Genomic DNA, 17,959 nt, shown 5'->3' with positions numbered 1-17,959 from the left:
GATGACGATTAAAGACGATGGAGTCTATCTGATCGACGGCACGCGCACGGCTATTGGCGCCTATGGCGGTAGCCTGGCGTTAACTCGTCCGGACGATATGGCGGCCTCGATTATCCGGGCGCTGCTGCAACGACATCCCGAAACCGAAGCGGATATTGATGAGGTGATCCTCGGCTGCGCCAATCAGGCCGGAGAAGACAACCGTAACGTGGCCCGGATGGCAGCGCTGCTCTCCGGTCTGGATCAGCGAGTGCCGGCGATTACCCTTAACCGTTTGTGTGCTTCCGGGCTGGATGCGGTGATCTACGCCAGCGCAAAAATAAAAAGCGGCCTCAGCGATCTGGTATTGGCCGGGGGTGTGGAAAGCATGAGCCGCGCGCCTTACGTGATGGGCAAAAGTGAAACGCCTTTCGACAAGGGGGTAAAACTCTACGACACCACCCTGGGCTGGCGTTTTATCAATCCGCAGTTGGCACAGCGCTATGGCAGCGATCCGCTGGGCATAACGGCGGAGAACGTCGCGCAGCAGTACCGGATATCCCGCGACGATCAGGATGCTTTTGCCCTGGCCTCGCAGCAGAAGGCCTGGCGGGCGATCGAAAATGGTCGCCTGGCCAGGGAAATAACGCCGCTTGAGGTCCAGGCCGACCGTAAAACCCGTAAAACCTTCGAACAGGATGAGTTCCCGCGTCAGACCACGCTGCAAAAATTGCAGGCGCTGAAACCGGCCTTTACCCCCGACGGCTCGGTCACCGCCGGCAACGCCTCCGGCATCAATGACGGTGCTGCGGTGCTGTTGCTGGCCAGCGGCCGCTATGTGAAACGCAAGTCGCTGCAGCCGCTGGCGGAGATAGGTGACAGCGCCAGCGCCGGCGTCGCCCCTTCGCTGATGGGAATTGGCCCGGTCGCCGCCACCGATCGGCTGTTGGCGCGGTCCGGCTTTACCCTGAACGATTTTGACGTGATTGAAATTAATGAGGCGTTTGCCGCCCAGGTGCTGGCGACGCTGCAAAGCTGGCGTATCGACTTCAAGGATACGCGGGTCAATCCCAACGGCGGAGCCATCGCCCTTGGGCATCCGCTGGGCATGTCCGGCGCGCGACTGGTGCTTTCCAGCGCGCTGGAGCTGCATACCCGGCAATTAAACCATGCGCTGGTGACAATGTGTGTCGGTGTCGGCCAGGGTGTTTCATTGGTCATTAAAGCCCTCTAATGCAAGGAATTCCGTATGAGCGTATTGAACATTCTTGAAGAAAAACTGGCCGAAACCAAAAGACAGGGCCGCTTCCGTGAGTTCCTCAATCTGGAACGCAGCGTGCTGGACAAACCCTGGGCCACCAGCCACGGTCAGGGCGGTGAGCGCCGTCTGAACGTCTGGTGCTCCAATGACTATCTGGCGATGAGCCATCACCCTAAAGTCATTCTGGCCACCACCGAAGCGGTGAACCGCGTCGGGCTGGGCACCTGCGGCGCACGCAGCATTTCCGGCACTTCTGTCTATCACAGTGAATTGGAAACCCTGTTGGCCAGCGCCTATGGCAAAGAGTCGGCGCTGCTGTTTACCACCGGCTTCGGTGCCAATGACGCCACCTTGTCCACCCTGTGTGATGCCATTCCCGATCTGATTGTGTTTTCCGATGAGCTGAACCACGCCTCGATGATTTACGGCATCCGTTACAGCAAGGCGGAGAAAAAGATCTTCCGCCACAATGACGTGGCCCATCTGGCCGAGCTGCTGCAGGCCGCCGACCCGCATCGGCCCAAACTGATCGCCTTCGAGTCGCTTTATTCAATGGACGGCGACTTTGCGCCGCTGGCGCAAATTGTGGAACTGGCTGAGAAATATCAGGCGCTGACCTATCTGGACGAGATCCACTCTGCCGGCGTTTACGGTCATCGCGGGTTGGGCTATGCCGAACAACTTGGCCTGTTGGACAAAATCACCATTATCCAGGGCGGCTTTGGCAAATCTTACGGCGCTGCCGGTGGCTACATCGCCGCCCCCCGCGTGGTGGTTGAAGCGGTGCGTAGCTGGTCGCCGGCGTTTGTCTTCAGCACCTCCTCCCCGGCTCCGGTGGTGGCGGCCGCGCTGGCCAGCTTCAAATACAACCTGGAGCATGACAATCAGCGCAAGCATCTGCTGGCGATCATCGACCACTTGAAGTCCGGCCTGCGCGACGCCGGCATTCCGCTGGTTTCGGAGGACAGCCACATTCTGCCGGTGCTGGTCGGCGATCCACACCGCAACAAGCACATCAGCAAGCAACTGCTCGACGAGTACGATATTTACGTGCAGCCGGTGAACGCGCCAACGGTACCGGCCGGTAGCGAGCGTTTGCGCGTTACGCCGACCTCTGCCCATACTCATGAGGACGTGGAATATTTCCTGGCGGCGTTAAGCAAAGTTTGGGCTGCCAATCAGTTACGGAGAGCAGGATGAAGTTGACGGACTATAACGGCCATTTTCTTACGCTGTGTCTGATGGCGACCGGTACCTTTGCCATCGGGACCGACGCGTTTATTGTCGCCGGTATCCTCGACGAGATATCCGGCACCTTTGCCGTCAGCCCCGCGCAAGCGGGGCAGTTAATCTCGGTATTTGCCCTGGCTTATATGCTGTTTGCCCCGCTGACCGCCTGGCTGCTGGGGAACCTCAATCGCAAACATATTTTGCAGTTGGCCCTGGTGTTATTTATCGCCGGTAATCTGGTCTGTGCCTATGCCGACAGTTTTTTGCAAATGTCTGCCGGGCGGGTGCTGGCGGCGCTGGGCGCGGCCTGCTATACGCCGCAGGCCGCAGCCGCCGCGGTTGGGCTGGTGGCGGAAAAGCGTCGCGGGCTGGCGATATCTATCGTTTACGGCGGCATGACGCTGGCCATCGCCCTTGGCATTCCCTTCGGCACCTTCCTGGCAAAGTTGATCGGCTGGCGAGAAATATTTTTGCTGATCGCCCTGTTGGGCGCGGTCTCACTGCTGGGGCTTTCGCTGGCGCTGAGCACCATCGCGGCACCGGGTAAACATACGCTGAAGGAGCGGCTTGCTCCGCTGCGGCAAAAAGCGGTGCTGACCACCCTGCTGATTACCTTTTTCGCCGTCTGTTCCGAGCATATCGTTTACAGCTACGTGAGCGTATTGCTGAAAAACACCCAGTTTGGCCCGGAGGCCATTTTGCCGATTGCGCTGCTGGTGTTCGGTATCGGCGCCGTTATCGGTAACTTCGTTTCCGGCCTGTTGACCGATACCTTCGGCAGCAAGTTTGTGCTGCTGTTTTCGGTATCGGTGCAAACCGTTTCGCTGTTCCTGCTGGCCTTTTACGTCAGCTCCCCCTGGTGGGTACTGGCGATCTTTCTGGTCTGGGGCATTACCGGCTGGATGTATCTGGTGCCGATCCAGCACCACTTGTTGTCGCTGTCCAAACGCTTTGGCGCACTGACCGTTTCACTCAACAGCTCGGTACTCTATGCCGGCATCGCGGCGGGTGGCATGCTGGGTGGCCTGACGCTGTATGCGCTACCGGCCTTTTATCTCCCCTTGTTCTCGCTGCCGCTGGGGGCTATCGCCCTGCTGCTGACGCTGTTTTTCTTCCAGGGGGAAAAAGCCAATGAGTGATCTGCCCCTCCCGGTGCGGTATGAGCAAAATGACGGCATTGCCGTGATTACCCTGAACCGGCCGGAAAAAAAGAACGCCATCAATCTGGCGATGGCGCAACTGATCCAGGGCTATCTGCAACGGGCCGAACAGGATGATGCCGTTCGGGTGATAGTGCTGACCGGCTTGCCGCAAGTGTTTTCCGCCGGAATGGACGTCCGGGCCTTCCAGCAGGGAGAGCTGCCGGTGGTCGAACCGGGAGGATTTGGCGGTCTGGTGCATGCCCAGCTCACCAAGGTGATTATTGCCGCAGTAGATGGCATCGCCTTCGGCGGCGGTTTCGAGATAGCGCTGGCCTGCGACCTGATCGTCGCCAGCCACAGCGCACAGTTCAGTTTCCCGGAAACCGGGCTGGGATTGATTGCCGCACAGGGGGGCTGTTCACGGCTGCCGGCGCGCATCTCACCCTATATCGCTCTCGAGTGGTTACTGACCGGCCGAATCATCAGCGCGCAGGAAGCCTGGCAACAGGGTGCCATTTCCCGCATCAGTGAGGGTAGCGCACACGAGGAGGCACTGATTCTCGCCCGGCAGATTGCGCAAAAAAATCCGCTGGCGAGTCAGGCGGTGAAGGCCATCGTCCGCCAAGGTTTGAACCGGCATGAAGCCGCTTCCTTTGACTATCAGCAAGGCTGGGTGGAGCGGGTGCGCCAGGCCGCGGCCAAATCCTTTTAAGAACATTCTTAGTGAATGGCAATCATTCGCAGTCTAATTTTTAATCACTACAAGACAGTGCTTGAGAAGCCATTAACCCCGCTCTGCGGGGCTTTTTTTTGCTGATTAGGATTTTACGGCGGAAAAAGGCTGCATAAACAGGAAGGTACAGGGTTTACTCTGGTGCTGATTGATCAAGGGCACCAAACGCCTGAAGTGTTCCGTTTGGCAATGGGCGTCCAGCGCGGCGCGATCGGGCCACTCCTCGACAAAAATAAAATGCCCAGCATCCTGGTGATCGATAAACAACTCATAGGAGAGACAAAGTGGCTCCTGCCGGGTTTTCTCCACCAGTTCCTGATACAACGGCATCACCGTTTCAACACAATCGAGCTTGATAAAATCTTCAGCAATCACTTTTAACATTGTTACCTTCCTTGTTTTTATCTCAGGCGCATCACCATGGGTAACCACCCAATCTCATCAGGATGAACCTATTCAGTTAACAAAACCTAATTGACCATTTATTGAAGTTACGAATGGGACACTGGTCACCAGAGGATACATTTTCACAGGTGGCCGATGGAACAACTCACACAAATTATCGCCAAATACAGCCCGGAGCCTGAATTCCTGCTGTTGATTATCTTTTTATTTTCGCTGGGAAAGTCAGTGATTTTTATTTCTTCGCTGCTGCCACCGGCTTCGGTCACGCTGATGCTGGGCATCGTCGCCGGTAAAAGCATGCTCCCCGACGTCCATGTCTGGGCGGCGATTACCCTGGGCGCCCTGCTCGGTTCCGTTTTGTCCTTCCATTGTGGCGCACTGTTCTGCCAACGCGAACCCGGAAAGTGGCTGCCGACCCGATACCGGCAGGCACTGCTCAAAACAAAATCCGCATTGCAGCATAAAGGGTGGGTGCTGTTGTTTATGTCGCGTTTTTTGGCGGTAATGCGCTACACCGTACCACTGGTCGCTGGCATCATTGCACTGCCGCTCAGGCAGGTTTATTGCGCCAGCGCGCTGTCCGCCGGAATATGGGCGGTGGGGTTGATGTTGGTTAGCCGGGTGTTTTGAACCACCTGGCCTCTGGCTTTCGAACTCCGGGTAGCCCGCGCGCCTATAGCAGCTCTGAAGAAGCACCGGGATCCCATTATCAATTTTGCAGGGGATCGGCTCTTGGTCATCGCGATAAATGGAGTAGTAATAGGCCCAGCCTGCGTCAGATCACTTAACTGAATATTCACGCCGGAAGGATGCCATTTTTGTGGGACGAGTCTCAATTAAGTATTATTCTTAAAAAACGCTGAAGAAAAAAAACCGCTAACAAATTGATTTGGTTGATAAGTAATACGCAAGCCAGCCTTGTAATCAATTGATTACCCCCCCAGAGCACTTCCCGCCGAGCTTACGACCTTACTCGTCGACCTCTTCACTGCTAGCCCCGAATGTCAAACGCTTACACCCATTAGTTTTTCTCATGCGATGTTTTTAACCCTCTGTTTTATCAACAAGATAAGTCGCATCAGGGCTGTTAATCTGGCCAGACCCAGAGTAATCTTCCGCCCCCGAGACGTCCGATTTGCCTCCGCAGTGTAAAGAACAATCGACTTTTATCCCTCGCATAAATGTTGTAAACATGTTGCACAAAGGTGGCGTTATTGCACTACCTTACTAAATCTGGCACAACCAGATAATCGTATAAAAAAGAGCCACTTCAGAGCTCACTATTTCACTCATGACAGGTAAAACAGGACATCATCAGATGGTAGATCACTCTAAAATAGCCGCAGAGGCCGCGCCAGAATCAGAAGATCATCTACGCCGAAACCTAACTAACCGACATATTCAACTGATCGCCATCGGCGGTGCCATAGGTACGGGTCTGTTTATGGGTTCCGGCAAAACCATTAGCCTGGCCGGGCCTTCGATCATCTTCGTGTACATGATTATCGGCTTTATGCTGTTCTTCGTGATGCGCGCCATGGGCGAGCTGCTGCTCTCCAATCTGGAATATAAATCCTTCAGCGATTTCGCCGCCGATCTGCTCGGCCCCTGGGCCGGCTTCTTTACCGGCTGGACCTACTGGTTCTGCTGGGTGGTCACCGGTATTGCCGACGTGGTGGCGATCACCGCCTACGCACAGTTCTGGTTCCCCGGACTGTCACAGTGGATCGCTTCGTTGCTGTGCATATTGCTGTTGCTGGGCCTGAACCTGGCGACGGTGAAGATGTTTGGTGAGATGGAATTTTGGTTCGCGATGATCAAAATCGTCGCCATTGTCGGGCTGATCATCGCCGGGCTGGTGATGATCGCCATGCAGTTCCAGTCACCAACCGGCACCGTCGCGTCGTTCTCACACCTGTGGAATGACGGCGGTATGTTCCCGAAAGGCATCAGCGGCTTCTTCGCCGGCTTCCAGATTGCGGTGTTCGCCTTTGTCGGCATTGAGCTGGTGGGCACCACCGCGGCTGAAACCAAAGACCCGGAAAAAGTGCTGCCGCGCGCGATTAACTCGATTCCTATCCGCATCATCATGTTCTACGTGTTCGCCCTGATCGTGATTATGTCGGTCACGCCATGGAGTTCCGTGGTCGCCGACAAAAGCCCGTTCGTAGAACTGTTTGTGCTGATTGGCCTGCCTGCGGCGGCCAGCGTGATCAACTTTGTGGTGCTGACCTCCGCCGCCTCTTCCGCCAACAGTGGCGTGTTCTCTACCAGCCGTATGCTGTTCGGTCTGGCGCAGGAAGGCGATGCACCCAAGTCGTTCGCCCACCTGTCCAAGCGGGCGGTGCCGGCTAACGGCCTGACCTTCTCCTGTATCTGCCTGTTGGGTGGCGTGGTGCTGATTTACCTGATCCCGAACGTGATGACGGTCTTCACGCTGGTAACCACCGTCTCGGCGATCCTGTTTATGTTTGTCTGGACCATTATCCTGTGCTCGTATCTGGTTTACCGTAAGCAACGCCCGGCGCTGCACCAGAAATCGATCTACAAGATGCCGGCCGGCAAACTGATGTGCTGGGTCTGTATGGCGTTCTTCGCCTTTGTGTTGGTGCTGCTGACGCTGCGCGAAGACACCCGTCAGGCGCTGATCGTCACGCCGCTGTGGTTTGTGGTGCTCGGTCTGTCCTACGTGTTCCTGCGCAAAAAGAAAACCGCTTAACATTCCCCGGGGGATAGTTCGCTATCCCCCTGCTCTCATCCGCCTAGCGCGGCCGAATACCCTCGATAATCACCCGCTGCACGTTCTCCACCGTCTGCTGAAAAAACGCCTCATCGTCCAGGGTCCTGCCGGTCACTGCCTCCACCTGCACCCAAAAATCTGCGTAGTGCTGAGTGGTTGCCCACAGCATGAAGATCAGATGGTGCGGCTCTACCGCCGCGATATGGCCCTGTGTAATCCAGCGCTCAATCATCGCGGACTTCTCGTCCACCAGCGCCTTCAACCCGCCCTGCAGCTCTTGTTTCAGCAACGGCGCCCCCTGGATCATCTCCAGACAAAACAGCCGTGAGGCCTGCGGGTGCTGGCGAGATACCTCAAGCTTCAGGCGGATATATTCGCGAATCGCCTGCAGGGGCTCCTGATCGGCGCGCAGCGCCTTCAATGGTGCCAGCCAGACGTCGAGAATATCTTTCAGCACCGCCAGATACAGTGCTTCTTTGGAGGGGAAGTAATACAGCAGATTGGTTTTGGACACGTCGGCACGTTCTGCCACCTGGTCCAGACTGGTGCCATGAATACCGTACAGCGAAAAAAACTCCAGTGCCGCATTCAAGATAGCGCTACGTTTTGCGGCTACCGCACGCGAGCGACGCGTAGGGGGTTTAACGGCTTGTGGCTTCACTACAGCTCCTTGGCACAGCCAGATTTTGGCCAGCATAACAAAGCCATTAGGTGAAACCCACGCTTTTACCTACCCCTTCCGAGTGATTTTCTGCACCTTTAATGAGCAGTTACGCCTGTTTTTTGTGCATGCCGTTTTGACCAAATGGTCTGTTTTAGACCACTCGCTCAACATGAAAATCACGAAATAAAAATAATCCATTGATAAATAAACCATTTTAAAAACTGGCACCGCCTTTGCAAAAGCCTCCGTATCCAGCGCCGTCCACAGAAGCATTCAGGCGACGCATGATCCGTTCCACTAGCAACCGAGGTGTTCAAATGAAAATTGGCGTATTCATCCCGATCGGCAACAACGGCTGGCTGATTTCCAGCAATGCCCCGCAGTACCAACCGACGTTTGAACTCAATAAAACCATCGTGCAGAAGGCCGAGCACTACAACTTCGATTTTGCCCTGTCGATGATCAAACTGCGCGGTTTCGGTGGCAAAACCGAATTTTGGGATCACAACCTGGAGTCATTCACCCTGATGGCCGGGCTGGCCGCCGTCACCTCACGCATCAAGATCTACGCCACTGCCGCCACTCTGACCATGCCACCGGCGATCGTCGCCCGTATGACCTCCACCATTGACTCGATTTCCAACGGTCGCTTTGGCCTGAACGTGGTCACCGGCTGGCAGAAGCCGGAATACGAGCAGATGGGCATGTGGCCGGGCGACGATTACTTCGGCCGTCGCTACGACTATCTGGCGGAGTACGTCAATGTGCTGCGCGATCTGTGGGGTACCGGTAAATCCGATTTCAAAGGCGAGTTTTTCCAGATGGACGACTGTCGCGTCAGCCCACAGCCGCAGGCGGACATCAAGGTGATCTGCGCCGGACAAAGCGACGCGGGCATGGCCTTCTCGGCCAAATATGCTGATTACAACTTCTGCTTTGGCAAGGGGGTCAACACGCCGACCGCCTTTGCACCAACCGCAGCACGCTTAAAAATTGCGGCGGATAGCGAAGGCCGCAGCGTGGCCTGCTACGTGCTGTTTATGATTATTGCCGATGAGACCGACGAGGCCGCCCGCGCCAAGTGGGAAAGCTATAAAGCAGGGGCCGATACCGAAGCCTTGGCCTGGCTGACCGAGCAAAGCGGCAAGGACACTAAATCCGGTGCCGACACCAACGTACGCCAGATGGCGGACCCCACCTCCGCCGTCAATATCAATATGGGCACGCTGGTCGGTTCCTACGCCAACGTGGCGCGCATGATGGATGAAATCGCCACCGTCCCCGGCACCGAAGGTGTGCTGCTGACCTTCGATGACTTCGTCACCGGGGTGGAAAACTTTGGCGAGCGCATCCAGCCGCTAATGAAAAGCCGCGCCGACGTTTGCCCACAGACTGCCGCAAGCCGCGAGGTGGCATAATGAAAATTGTTGAAAACCAACCGGTAGTACGCCGTCAGTCGCCGCAGGCCGAGGTTACTCTCACCCTGCCCGCCCGTCCGGAGGCTATCGCCTTTGCGCCGCAGGAAACCGCGCTGATCGTGGTGGATATGCAAAATGCCTACGCGTCGCAGGGCGGCTATCTGGATCTGGCCGGTTTTGACATCTCGGCCACCGCCCCGGTGATCGCCAACATCAAACGCGCTATCAGCGCTGCCCGTGCCGCCGGTATCAGGGTGATCTTTTTCCAAAATGGCTGGGACAACCAGTACGTCGAGGCCGGTGGGCAGGGTTCCCCCAACTGGCATAAATCCAACGCGCTGAAAACCATGCGTAAACGCCCGGAACTGATGGGCAAGCTGCTGGCCAGGGGCAACTGGGATTACGATCTGGTGGACGAACTGCAACCGCAGCCCGGCGATATCGTGCTGCCGAAACCGCGCTACAGCGGCTTCTTCAACACCCAGCTCGACAGCCTGCTGCGCTCGTATGGCATTCATCATCTGGTGTTTACCGGCATTGCCACCAACGTCTGTGTCGAGTCCACGCTGCGCGACGGTTTTTTTCTCGAGTATTTCGGCATCGTGCTGGCCGACGCCACTCACCAGGCCGGGCCACAGTTCGCCCAGCAGGCGGCGCTGTACAACATCGAAACCTTCTTTGGCTGGGTGTCGGACGTCGACAGTTTCTGTAATACGCTCGCCGCCTCGCTCAGCCAGACGGCATGAGTTTTGCTCGCCTTTAACCAAAATTAAATTTTCACCAGGAGCGCCACTATGCCAAAAACCATTATTACCCCGCCGGGCACCGGCAAACCGCTGGCCCCTTTCGTGCCCGGCACCCTGGCCGACGGCGTGGTTTACGTCTCGGGCACGCTGGCATTCGATAAAAACAATAACGTGGTGCACGTCGGTGACGCTGCAGCGCAAACCCGTCACGTGCTGGAGACCATCAAAAGCGTGATTGAAACCGCCGGTGGCTGCATGGACGACGTGACCTTTAACTCGATATTCCTCACCGACTGGCAAAACTATGCCGCCATCAATCAGGTGTATGCAGAGTATTTCCCCGGCGACAAACCGGCGCGCTACTGCATTCAGTGCGGCCTGGTAAAGCCGGACGCCCTGATTGAAATTGCCACCGTGGCCCATATCGGCCGCTGAGTCATTATCCGCAGAGGACTGAGCATGTATTTTGAGATTTTGGGAAAAGACACGCCGTTGGCACCCACGCTGGTGCTGTCTGCCGGGCTGGGTGGCGCAGGCAGTTTTTGGCAACCGCAGATTAACGCGCTGGGTGAGCACTTCCGGGTAGTGGTTTACGATCACTTAGGTACCGCTCGCAGCAAAGGGAGCGTGCCGGACGGCTACAGCATGGCCGATATGGCCGATGAAGTGGCGCAGTTGCTGCGTTCACTCAACGTCGACTGCTGTTACTTCGTCGGCCATGCACTGGGCGGCATGATTGGCCTGCAATTGGCGCTCACTCATCCGCAACTGGTCGAAAAACTGGTGGTGGTCAACGGCTGGCCGACCCTGGACAGCCAGACCCGCCGCTGCTTCAAAGTACGTCAGGATCTGTTGCTCAACAGCGGAGTGGAAGCCTATGTGCGCGCTCAGCCGCTGTTCCTGTTCCCCGCCGACTGGTTGTCGCAGCACTCCGCCTTGCTGGATGAAGAGTTGCAGCACCAGACCGCACATTTTCAGGGCACCGAAAACCTGCTGCGCCGTCTGACTGCGCTGATGAATACCGATTTTCGTCCGCATTTGGCGGACATTACCACGCCAACCCTGGCGCTGTGCTCCCGCGACGATTTGCTGGTGCCCTATCACTGCTCGCATCAGTTGGCGGCCAGCCTGCCGAACGGCGAACTGGCCGAGATGGCCTACGGCGGCCATGCGATGAGCGTGACCGACACCGAGCACTTTAACCGCATCCTGCTGGGTTGGCTGTTGAAAACGCAAAACGCCCAAACCCGCCTGCAACCCTAGCCCGGAGACACAAAATGCAAAGCCAAACGCTGCTTGCCGATACGCCACTACAGTCGCCGTATGTAGAAAAACAGGACTTCCGCGACGCCATGGCGCGCCTGGGATCGGCAGTCAATATCATCACTACCGATGGCCCTGCCGGCCGGGCCGGTTTTACCGCTTCGGCTGTCTGCAGCGTCACCGACACGCCACCAACCTTGTTGGTGTGCCTGAACCGTTCCGCGTCGGTCTATTCGGTGTTCAAACAAAACCAGACGCTGTGCGTCAATACGCTGGCCGCGGAGCACGAGTCGTTGTCGAATCTGTTCGGCGGTAAAACCCCGATGGAGCTGCGGTTCTCCGCGGCACGCTGGTCTACGCTGGCGACCGGAGCCCCCATTCTGCACGGTGCAGTGGTCTCATTCGACTGCCAGATCGGCCAGATTGTCAGCGTCGGCACCCACGACATTTTTTTCTGCCAGGCGCTGGCGCTGACGCGTAATGACGACAGCCACGGTCTGGCCTATTTCGACCGGCGCTACCACTCGCTGTTGAAACAATGATCGGCGCATAACCGCTCAAACACATTCACCTGCACCCTGAAATTTTGGAGATAACGATGGCGAATACCTGGTTTCCCCAATGGCGCATGAAACAAGGCAGTCTGGACGGTTCGATTGTCGCGCCCGATGAACGGCTTTCGCTGGCGCAAACGCTGATGATGGGGTTGCAACATGCGGTGGCGATGTTTGGTGCCACGGTGCTGATGCCACTGCTGATGGGCTTTGACGCCAACCTGGCCATTCTGATGTCCGGCATCGGCACGCTGCTGTTTTTCCTGGTGGTGGGCGGCCGGGTGCCAAGCTATCTCGGTTCCAGCGCGGCGTTTGTCGGGCTGGTGATCGCTCTGACCGGTTACAGCGGCCAGGGCGCTAACCCGAATATTGCGCTGGCGCTCGGCGGCATTATCGCCTGTGGCCTGGTGTATCTGCTGATCGGCCTGGTGGTGATGAGCGTGGGTACCCGTTGGATCGAACGCCTGATGCCGCCGGTGGTGACCGGTGCCGTGGTAATGGCGATCGGCCTTAACCTGGCGCCTATCGCGGTGCGCAGCGTTTCAGCCTCCAACTTTGACAGTTGGATGGCGGTGACCACTATTTTGTGTATTGGCTCGGTCGCGGTATTCACCCGCGGGCTGATGCAGCGGCTGTTGATCCTGGTGGGATTGATCGCCGCCTATTTAATTTACGTGTTAGCCACCAACGGCTTTGGGCTTGGCAAACCGGTGGATTACAGCGCACTAAGCCAGGCAGCCTGGTTCGGCCTGCCACAGTTCACCACGCCGGTGTTTAACCTGCACGCCATGTTGCTGATTGCCCCGGTGGCGATCATTCTGGTGGCGGAAAACCTTGGGCATGTCAAAGCGGTGGCGGGCATGACCGGCCGCGATCTCGACCCTTATATCGGCCGCGCCTTCGTCGGCGACGGGCTGGCGACCATGCTCTCCGGTTCGGTGGGCGGTACCGGGGTGACTACCTATGCCGAGAATATCGGCGTAATGTCGGTGACCAAAATTTACTCTACGTTGGTGTTTGTCGCGGCGGCGTTAGTAGCTATTGTGCTGGGGTTTTCACCAAAATTCGGCGCACTGATCCACACCATTCCCGGCCCGGTTTTGGGCGGTGCTTCGGTAGTAGTGTTCGGTCTGATCGCCGTCGCCGGTGCGCGCATCTGGGTGCAAAACAAAGTAGACCTGGGCGATAACGGCAACCTGATTATGGTTGCGGTCACGCTGGTGCTGGGTGCAGGCGATTTTGCACTGACTATCGGTAACTTCACCATGGGTGGGATAGGCACCGCCACTTTCGGGGCCATTATCCTTAATGCCCTGCTGCGCAGGCGTAAAGCGCTGCCGCTGGCAGACAGTGCCGTACGTTAATAAATGACTATGGCCCGCTAAACGGGCCTTATTCGGCCAGCGCCGCCGCTTTCCCTTTGCGGCGAATACGCAGTTCACTAACCAGCACCCCCAACACGATCAGTGCGCACCCCAACAGGGCGACAGCGGGCAAACGCTCGCCGGCAATACGCCCGACCAACCCGGCCCAGACCGGCTCCCCGGCATAGATGACCGTGGCACGCGTTGGCGAAACGCTGCGTTGCGCCCAGTTCATCGTTACCTGAATGATGGCACTGGCGAGCCCCAGGCCAATCGCGCTGTACAACAAGTAGCTGCTATACGGCGGTACCGACTCGCCGGTAGGCACCATCATCAGGAACGAGGCCACTGAGGCGGTAGCCAATTGCACCACCGTCACCCGCTTGACATTGACCTTGCCCGCATAGGCACCAATCAAAATGATCTCGGCGGCCATGCCCAACGTGCCAATCAGCGTCAGTATCTCACCCACGCTGAGCGTCATATCGCTGCTGCTCGGCGCTGCCAGCAGCATCAGGCCGCTGAATGCCAGTAACACGCCGACCCAGGCCATCACACCGGGGAAACGTCCCAATACCAACCACTGCAACAGCGGCACCATAGGCACATACATGGCGGTAATAAACGCCGACTGGCTGCTGCTGATGGTTTGTAACCCCACGGTTTGCAGACCGTAGCCGAACATAATGGCAACGCCAATAAACACGCCCGCTTTCAGCTCATACCAGGTCAACCCGCGCAAACTGCGCAGGGAGAACAGCATCAGCACCAAAGTGGCCGCGGCGAAGCGCAAGCCAACGAAAAAGAACGGCCCGCTGACCTGCATGGCAAGATGCACCGCCAAAAAGGTGCCGCCCCAGATCATGGTGATAAAAATCAGCACCGCTTCCTGCCGCTTTATCTTGGGAATATAGGTTGAAATAAAGGATTTTTTTACTGCGGACACCGGCTTGCCCTTCCTGCTGGGTGCAATATAATGCACAGATCCTGCCAGTATGAGGTAAAGCCTGCGGATGGGCAATACAGTGAACAACGGTAAACATGAAGCGCCCAAGGTACTGCAATACCTGAGCAGCAACCTGCGCGGTTATCGCCAGCAGGCGGGGCTTAGCCAGGTGGCGTTGGCAGAAAAATCCGACGTCAGCCGCCGCATGCTGGCCGGCATTGAGGCCGGTGACCGTAACGTTAGTTTAGCGGTGCTGGATAAGCTGGCCGACGCGCTGAATATTTCCTTCACCGATCTGATCCAGGCGCCCGAAACGCGCGGCAGCCATCTGGTGGGTGAACTGGCCTGGCAGGGAGTACAACCGGCAAGCCAGGCGCTGTTCGCCGCCAGCGTACCCGCACGCCAACGGGTTGAACTGTGGGAATGGACGCTGATGCCGGGCGAGCACTACGACTCGGTACCGGATGCCGAAGGCTGGAGCGAAATTATCTACGTGATCGCCGGTAGCCTGACGCTGCTACTGGAACAGCAAACCCTGACGCTGGAGGCCGGACAAACCCAGGTGTTCAACAGCGATCAGCACTATGCCTACGCCAACCGCAGCGAACAACCCTTGCGTTTTATCCGCAACGTTACCTTCTAGCCATCGGCACTGAGTTTCAGCCAATCGGCCAGCCGGGCCAGAGCACTGCCCGGCCGGATTTCCTGCGGCGTCAGCAAACAGTAACCACTGCCGTCTGGCATGAAGCCAAAAGGGGCGCTCAATAGCCCCGAGGCAACGTCATCACGCACCTGCTGCCACGGACCGATAGCGACACCTACCCCCGCCACCGCCGCCTGCAAGCTGAAGTAAAAGTGATCGAAACGCTGCTCCGGTTGCCCCTTGAGTGCCACACCCTGCGACTGTGCCCACTGCCGCCAAGCGTCAGGCCGGGTCGCTGAGTGCAGCAACACGGCGTCATGGCTCAAGGCAGGCTGGCCATCATTAACGGCAATAAAACGCGGCACCATGTCAGATTTGCACACCGGCCCAACCCGCTCATCGAACAACGTCACGCTATGCAGCTTATCGCCCCAATCAAAATCGTTACGACGGATAGCGGCGCTAATACCGTCTTTAAACGAAAACGGCCCACCACCCGCAACCAGCTGCAGGTTGATGTCAGGATGTGCCAGCTGAAAAGCCGGCAAACGCGGTATCAGCCAACGCATTAACAGCGTCGGCTCGCAAGATAATACCAGCGGTGCATCCTGTGCCTGCTGTCGCAGCGTTTGTGCCGTATGTTCCAGAATGCCAAACGCCTGTTGTGAAGCTTGCAGCAGCACTCTCCCGGCGGTGGTCAAATATACCCGCCGATGGCGACGTTCGAACAACGCAACGCCAAGTTCATCTTCCAGCGCCCTGACCGCTCGGCTAACCGCGCCGTGCGTCAGGCTCAGGCTGTTTGCCGCCTGGGTAAAGCTTTCCAACCGTGCAGCAGCCTCAAAACAACGCAAGCCCCCTAATGACAGAGGTCGGTTTATCTTGCGTGAGTTTTTCTCACCGATATCGTCAGTTTTCATCGTTTGTCACCGTCGATCATTCCTTTTATAAATCAGACACTCTCTTCTGATTTTTTATAGGATTACTATGACCGAACTCATCGCCGTCGTCACCATTACCTTACTCGCTGTCATCAGTCCGGGGCCAGATTTTGCCATGGTGTCACGCAACAGCCTGCTGCTTTCTCGTCGTGCCGGAGTGCTAACCGCCTGCGGTATTGGCGGCGGTGTTCTTATCCACGTCAGCTACACCCTGATCGGGGTCGGCGTATTGATCCAGCAATCGCTGTGGTTGTTCACAATGTTGAAAGCGATCGGTGCCGCCTACCTGATTTACCTCGGCGTCAGCATGCTGCGTAACGCCGGTGCAAGTGCAGCCGCCTCTTCAACCACACCGGCCGCCGTTAGCGATTTCGCTGCCCTGAAAACCGGATTTTTAACTAACGTATTGAACCCCAAAACCACCATTTTTATCGTTAGCCTGTTTATGCAAGTGGTTAACCCGCAGACACCGCTCGGCGTGCAAATCGGTTATGGGTTATTCATTGCACTTGCCCATATCCTCTGGTTCAGCGCCGTCGCACTGCTGTTTTCGGCACCGGGCATCAATGCACGTCTGCTGCGGTTGCGTAAAGGCATCGACAGAGCGTTTGGTGGCTTATTGATCACCTTCGGGGCGCTGCTGGCCATCGCCGGGATAAAATAAAGCCGTGAGGATAAGTTCAGTATTCACTTCTATGCTTAGGGGGGCATATCGTTCAATCACCAAAACGGAGAGTGGAACATGGCGAAAATATTGGTTCTTTATTACTCAATGTACGGACATATTGAAACCCTGGCGGAGGCGGTAGCGGAAGGCGCTCGCCGGGTCAGTGGCGTTGAAGTGACCCTGAAACGGGTGCCGGAAACCATACCGGCAGAGGCCTTTGCCAAAGCCGGCGGTAAACAAGACCAAAAAGCACCGGTGGCCAGCCCACAGGAGTTGGCCGATTACGATGGCATTATCTTCGGCACGCCAACCCGCTTTGGCAACATGGCCGGGCAAATGCGCACCTTCCTCGATCAAACCGGCGGCCTGTGGGCCTCGGGTGCGCTGTACGGCAAAGTGGGCAGCGTCTTCTCCTCCACCGGTACCGGCGGTGGGCAGGAACATACCATTACCTCCACCTGGACCACCCTGGCGCACCATGGCTTTATTATTGTGCCGATCGGTTACGCCACCCCTGAGCTGTTTGACGTCTCGCATGTGCGCGGCGGTACGCCTTATGGCGCAACCACCATCGCCGGCGGTGACGGCTCGCGCCAGCCGAGCCAGGAAGAGCTGACCATTGCCCGCTACCAGGGCGAACACGTGGCGAAAATCACCGCCAAGCTGAAAAGTTAAGCGATAACCTTCTGTTACCTGCACTGCGGGGTCGTTGATTCCTTCGGCCCCATCTTGTTGCCAACCCGCGGCAAGGTTAAAATGCCGCTCAGCCTGCCATTCACTACCTGAACGTCACGGTCGAAATTCGTTCTGCCCGTCAATCACCGCCCTGTGCCCTGATGACGGGCGTTGTGTTTTTGCGCATAGCGAAGGGAAATAAGTCAGTGTCTAAAGATTTTGATGAACTAATAAGAGACATGGATCTTATTATTGAAAATGTAGACAGTTTCAAGGCTCTGGCCCCACGCGCACCCGAACCTCCTGTGACGCCGCCTGCGGTTCATCACTACGATTCGTTCTGCGAGAATGTGGCGCTGAAAGTGGTGCTGAAGGTTCTGCTCTCGTCGGTGGATAAAATCGTCAAGGTACAGATTGCCAATAAGGTCGAGCAGGAAATTGCCCAGATAGAACAGCAGGTAGTCCGCGCCGGTGGCGGGCCGGTATCGCCCGAAGATCTGGCTCAGATGACACAATACGTGCGCCGCACCGTCAACAACCTGTTGGAATAAACACCACCTGGGTTAAAAAACGTGCCAACCTTCGCAG

The 17,959-nt window shown here is 57.0% G+C and carries 20 protein-coding genes; 16 read left to right on the top strand and 4 right to left on the bottom strand.

Annotated elements, in window-relative coordinates; genetic code table 11:
- The first annotated feature begins 1 nt into the window (after window position 1).
- The 4 genes from ACSOSI_RS09845 to ACSOSI_RS09830 are packed head-to-tail and all read left to right on the top strand — an operon-like array spanning window position 2 to window position 4,324.
- Window positions 2-1,213 (top strand): acetyl-CoA C-acyltransferase, encoded by a 1,212-nt coding sequence (locus ACSOSI_RS09845; protein WP_476707265.1) that lies wholly within the window; start codon window positions 2-4, stop codon window positions 1,211-1,213.
- Between the two features lie 15 nt (window positions 1,214-1,228).
- Window positions 1,229-2,440, top strand: a complete 1,212-nt coding sequence (hemA, locus tag ACSOSI_RS09840; protein ID WP_017892359.1) for a 5-aminolevulinate synthase — start codon at window positions 1,229-1,231, stop codon at window positions 2,438-2,440.
- Window positions 2,437-3,609 (top strand): MFS transporter, encoded by a 1,173-nt coding sequence (locus tag ACSOSI_RS09835; RefSeq protein ID WP_153857252.1) that lies wholly within the window; start codon window positions 2,437-2,439, stop codon window positions 3,607-3,609. Before hemA ends, ACSOSI_RS09835 begins: the two co-directional genes overlap by 4 nt.
- Window positions 3,602-4,324 carry an enoyl-CoA hydratase-related protein gene (locus tag ACSOSI_RS09830; RefSeq protein ID WP_476706990.1) on the top strand — a complete coding sequence of 241 codons (723 nt, stop codon included), beginning with the start codon at window positions 3,602-3,604 and terminating at the stop codon, window positions 4,322-4,324. Before ACSOSI_RS09835 ends, ACSOSI_RS09830 begins: the two co-directional genes overlap by 8 nt.
- Window positions 4,325-4,429: 105 nt before the next feature.
- Here the strand turns inward: ACSOSI_RS09830 and ACSOSI_RS09825 are convergent, their stop codons facing one another.
- Window positions 4,430-4,729 carry a putative quinol monooxygenase gene (locus ACSOSI_RS09825; protein ID WP_012006252.1) on the bottom strand — a complete coding sequence of 100 codons (300 nt, stop codon included), beginning with the start codon at window positions 4,727-4,729 and terminating at the stop codon, window positions 4,430-4,432.
- A 156-nt stretch (window positions 4,730-4,885) separates the two neighbouring features.
- On the opposite strand from ACSOSI_RS09825, the gene ACSOSI_RS09820 reads away from it, so the two are divergent.
- Together ACSOSI_RS09820 and cycA are read left to right on the top strand one after the other, a co-directional pair.
- Window positions 4,886-5,380 carry a DedA family protein gene (locus tag ACSOSI_RS09820; protein ID WP_261276929.1) on the top strand — a complete coding sequence of 165 codons (495 nt, stop codon included), beginning with the start codon at window positions 4,886-4,888 and terminating at the stop codon, window positions 5,378-5,380.
- Between the two features lie 688 nt (window positions 5,381-6,068).
- Entirely contained in the window at window positions 6,069-7,469 is a 1,401-nt protein-coding gene (gene cycA, locus ACSOSI_RS09815; protein ID WP_026142302.1) for a D-serine/D-alanine/glycine transporter, read from the top strand.
- Between the two features lie 43 nt (window positions 7,470-7,512).
- Here cycA and rutR read toward each other — a convergent pair whose 3' ends face one another.
- Window positions 7,513-8,187: an HTH-type transcriptional regulator RutR gene (gene rutR / locus ACSOSI_RS09810; protein ID WP_476706989.1), complete on the bottom strand. Its 675-nt coding sequence runs from the start codon at window positions 8,185-8,187 to the stop codon at window positions 7,513-7,515.
- Between the two features lie 284 nt (window positions 8,188-8,471).
- Here rutR and rutA point away from each other — a divergent pair, with 284 nt between their 5' ends.
- From rutA to rutG, 6 genes are read left to right on the top strand one after another with little or no spacing between them, the layout of a single operon-like run.
- Entirely contained in the window at window positions 8,472-9,572 is a 1,101-nt protein-coding gene (gene rutA, locus ACSOSI_RS09805; RefSeq protein WP_476706988.1) for a pyrimidine utilization protein A, read from the top strand.
- On the top strand, window positions 9,572-10,318 hold the full coding sequence (gene rutB / locus ACSOSI_RS09800; protein WP_476706987.1) for a pyrimidine utilization protein B: 747 nt from the start codon (window positions 9,572-9,574) through the stop codon (window positions 10,316-10,318). The genes rutA and rutB overlap by 1 nt, the downstream gene beginning before the upstream one ends.
- Window positions 10,319-10,366: 48 nt before the next feature.
- Complete coding sequence (rutC, locus tag ACSOSI_RS09795) at window positions 10,367-10,753, top strand: pyrimidine utilization protein C (RefSeq protein ID WP_012006246.1); 387 nt, start codon at window positions 10,367-10,369, stop codon at window positions 10,751-10,753.
- Window positions 10,754-10,777: 24 nt separating this feature from the next.
- On the top strand, window positions 10,778-11,581 hold the full coding sequence (gene rutD / locus ACSOSI_RS09790; RefSeq protein WP_476706986.1) for a pyrimidine utilization protein D: 804 nt from the start codon (window positions 10,778-10,780) through the stop codon (window positions 11,579-11,581).
- 14 nt (window positions 11,582-11,595) lie between these two features.
- Window positions 11,596-12,123 (top strand): NADH-dependent FMN reductase RutF, encoded by a 528-nt coding sequence (gene rutF / locus ACSOSI_RS09785; RefSeq protein WP_112362733.1) that lies wholly within the window; start codon window positions 11,596-11,598, stop codon window positions 12,121-12,123.
- Window positions 12,124-12,179: 56 nt separating this feature from the next.
- Window positions 12,180-13,499 carry a pyrimidine utilization transport protein G gene (rutG, locus tag ACSOSI_RS09780; RefSeq protein WP_476706985.1) on the top strand — a complete coding sequence of 440 codons (1,320 nt, stop codon included), beginning with the start codon at window positions 12,180-12,182 and terminating at the stop codon, window positions 13,497-13,499.
- Between the two features lie 28 nt (window positions 13,500-13,527).
- Here rutG and ACSOSI_RS09775 read toward each other — a convergent pair whose 3' ends face one another.
- A complete protein-coding gene (locus ACSOSI_RS09775) occupies window positions 13,528-14,445 on the bottom strand; it encodes a DMT family transporter (RefSeq protein WP_012006242.1) in 918 nt (305 codons plus the stop codon).
- A gap of 67 nt (window positions 14,446-14,512) precedes the next feature.
- On the opposite strand from ACSOSI_RS09775, the gene ACSOSI_RS09770 reads away from it, so the two are divergent.
- A complete protein-coding gene (locus tag ACSOSI_RS09770; protein WP_012006241.1) occupies window positions 14,513-15,088 on the top strand; it encodes a helix-turn-helix domain-containing protein in 576 nt (191 codons plus the stop codon).
- Here ACSOSI_RS09770 and ACSOSI_RS09765 read toward each other — a convergent pair.
- The gene (locus ACSOSI_RS09765) at window positions 15,085-16,008 is read right to left on the bottom strand and encodes a LysR family transcriptional regulator (RefSeq protein ID WP_476706984.1); all 924 of its coding nucleotides are present in this window, start codon (window positions 16,006-16,008) and stop codon (window positions 15,085-15,087) included. The two genes, ACSOSI_RS09770 and ACSOSI_RS09765, sit on opposite strands and share 4 nt — an antisense overlap.
- Window positions 16,009-16,075: 67 nt before the next feature.
- Between ACSOSI_RS09765 and ACSOSI_RS09760 the strand changes: the two genes are divergently transcribed.
- The 3 genes from ACSOSI_RS09760 to ACSOSI_RS09750 all read left to right on the top strand — a co-directional run bounded on the left by ACSOSI_RS09760 (window position 16,076) and on the right by ACSOSI_RS09750 (window position 17,922).
- Window positions 16,076-16,693, top strand: a complete 618-nt coding sequence (locus tag ACSOSI_RS09760; RefSeq protein WP_112362728.1) for a LysE family transporter — start codon at window positions 16,076-16,078, stop codon at window positions 16,691-16,693.
- Between the two features lie 78 nt (window positions 16,694-16,771).
- The gene (gene wrbA, locus ACSOSI_RS09755) at window positions 16,772-17,371 is read left to right on the top strand and encodes an NAD(P)H:quinone oxidoreductase (RefSeq protein WP_012006238.1); all 600 of its coding nucleotides are present in this window, start codon (window positions 16,772-16,774) and stop codon (window positions 17,369-17,371) included.
- A 239-nt stretch (window positions 17,372-17,610) separates the two neighbouring features.
- Entirely contained in the window at window positions 17,611-17,922 is a 312-nt protein-coding gene (locus ACSOSI_RS09750; RefSeq protein ID WP_017892346.1) for a hypothetical protein, read from the top strand.
- Window positions 17,923-17,959 lie beyond the last annotated feature (37 nt).

The sequence above is a fragment of the Serratia sp. AR11 genome (assembly GCF_056376275.1).
The sequence above is the reverse complement of the archived record's forward strand: the minus strand, read 5'-3'. Positions and strand labels throughout refer to the sequence as shown.

Bases quoted from the DNA above. Each gene is read 5' to 3' on its own strand.
- ACSOSI_RS09845 (WP_476707265.1), top strand. From the start codon at position 2: ATGACGATTAAAGACGATGGAGTCTATCTGATCGACGGCACGCGCACG.
- hemA (WP_017892359.1), top strand. From the start codon at position 1,229: ATGAGCGTATTGAACATTCTTGAAGAAAAACTGGCCGAAACCAAAAGA.
- ACSOSI_RS09835 (WP_153857252.1), top strand. From the start codon at position 2,437: ATGAAGTTGACGGACTATAACGGCCATTTTCTTACGCTGTGTCTGATG.
- ACSOSI_RS09830 (WP_476706990.1), top strand. From the start codon at position 3,602: ATGAGTGATCTGCCCCTCCCGGTGCGGTATGAGCAAAATGACGGCATT.
- ACSOSI_RS09825 (WP_012006252.1), bottom strand. From the start codon at position 4,729: ATGTTAAAAGTGATTGCTGAAGATTTTATCAAGCTCGATTGTGTTGAA.
- ACSOSI_RS09820 (WP_261276929.1), top strand. From the start codon at position 4,886: ATGGAACAACTCACACAAATTATCGCCAAATACAGCCCGGAGCCTGAA.
- cycA (WP_026142302.1), top strand. From the start codon at position 6,069: ATGGTAGATCACTCTAAAATAGCCGCAGAGGCCGCGCCAGAATCAGAA.
- rutR (WP_476706989.1), bottom strand. From the start codon at position 8,187: ATGCTGGCCAAAATCTGGCTGTGCCAAGGAGCTGTAGTGAAGCCACAA.
- rutA (WP_476706988.1), top strand. From the start codon at position 8,472: ATGAAAATTGGCGTATTCATCCCGATCGGCAACAACGGCTGGCTGATT.
- rutB (WP_476706987.1), top strand. From the start codon at position 9,572: ATGAAAATTGTTGAAAACCAACCGGTAGTACGCCGTCAGTCGCCGCAG.
- rutC (WP_012006246.1), top strand. From the start codon at position 10,367: ATGCCAAAAACCATTATTACCCCGCCGGGCACCGGCAAACCGCTGGCC.
- rutD (WP_476706986.1), top strand. From the start codon at position 10,778: ATGTATTTTGAGATTTTGGGAAAAGACACGCCGTTGGCACCCACGCTG.
- rutF (WP_112362733.1), top strand. From the start codon at position 11,596: ATGCAAAGCCAAACGCTGCTTGCCGATACGCCACTACAGTCGCCGTAT.
- rutG (WP_476706985.1), top strand. From the start codon at position 12,180: ATGGCGAATACCTGGTTTCCCCAATGGCGCATGAAACAAGGCAGTCTG.
- ACSOSI_RS09770 (WP_012006241.1), top strand. From the start codon at position 14,513: ATGGGCAATACAGTGAACAACGGTAAACATGAAGCGCCCAAGGTACTG.
- ACSOSI_RS09765 (WP_476706984.1), bottom strand. From the start codon at position 16,008: ATGAAAACTGACGATATCGGTGAGAAAAACTCACGCAAGATAAACCGA.
- ACSOSI_RS09760 (WP_112362728.1), top strand. From the start codon at position 16,076: ATGACCGAACTCATCGCCGTCGTCACCATTACCTTACTCGCTGTCATC.
- wrbA (WP_012006238.1), top strand. From the start codon at position 16,772: ATGGCGAAAATATTGGTTCTTTATTACTCAATGTACGGACATATTGAA.
- ACSOSI_RS09750 (WP_017892346.1), top strand. From the start codon at position 17,611: ATGGATCTTATTATTGAAAATGTAGACAGTTTCAAGGCTCTGGCCCCA.